The 683-nt window shown below is 59.0% G+C and carries 1 protein-coding gene and 1 pseudogene; both read right to left on the bottom strand.

Annotated features, from left to right (window positions below):
* A pseudogene (locus B3F77_RS16625) lies at nt 1–210 on the bottom strand (AAA family ATPase); the annotation flags it as partial.
* Nucleotides 211–242: 32 nt separating this feature from the next.
* Nucleotides 243–683, bottom strand: a 441-nt coding sequence (locus tag B3F77_RS16620) for an acyl-CoA thioesterase (RefSeq protein WP_293606025.1), incomplete at its 5' end; no start/stop codon positions are given.

Here is a 683-nt window from a genome sequence, read left to right as displayed (position 1 = left end):
CGTCGAACGTCCGCTGCCGACTTCGCCCAGCACAAAAAGGTTGTAGTCGGGCTGATCCATCTCCAGACCAAAGCGGGCCGCGATTTCGGCACGCTCCTGTCCGATCCAGGGCAGCGGTTGGTTCAGTAGCTCAGACGTGTCCGCAAAACCCAGCGCATCTGGATCAATGGCGAGATGGAGATCGGCGGGGACGACTTCGGTGATGGGCATTTGAAAAACCTCCGAATTCACCAATTTTGCGCTTAACTGACGATCTGCCGCATCCAGTCCGGCAGCGATTTGGCCTTTTTCGCCGGAAAGTCCACCCAGATCGTGGTGGCACCGCCCGCGGCGCAAATCACCCCCGGCTGGTCAACGCGTTCCATGGTGGCCCAGCTTTCAAAGGTGGTGCGGCCCGGGTCGCTCACATACATCCTGACCAGCACATCGCCCGGGTACTCCAGCTGCTTGTAGAAGTTGCAGAAGGCGTTGACGATCACGGGGCCCTCGCCCTTCGGGTCAGGCTTGCAGCCAATCGCATACATCCAGTCGATGCGAATGGTTTCCAGGTAGCGGAAGTAGCTGCCGTTGTTGAGGTGGCCCATCGCATCCATGTCGCCCCAGCGGATCTGGATGCGCATCTCGTGGACCAGTTTTTTCTTCTCGGGAATTTCGATTTTCATAGCGCGAAGCCGTCGTCGGCC

This window comes from Polaromonas sp. UBA4122, from assembly GCA_002381615.1.
Taxonomy (GTDB): Bacteria; Pseudomonadota; Gammaproteobacteria; order Burkholderiales; family Burkholderiaceae_C; genus Polaromonas.
The sequence above is the reverse complement of the archived record's forward strand: the minus strand, read 5'-3'. Positions and strand labels throughout refer to the sequence as shown.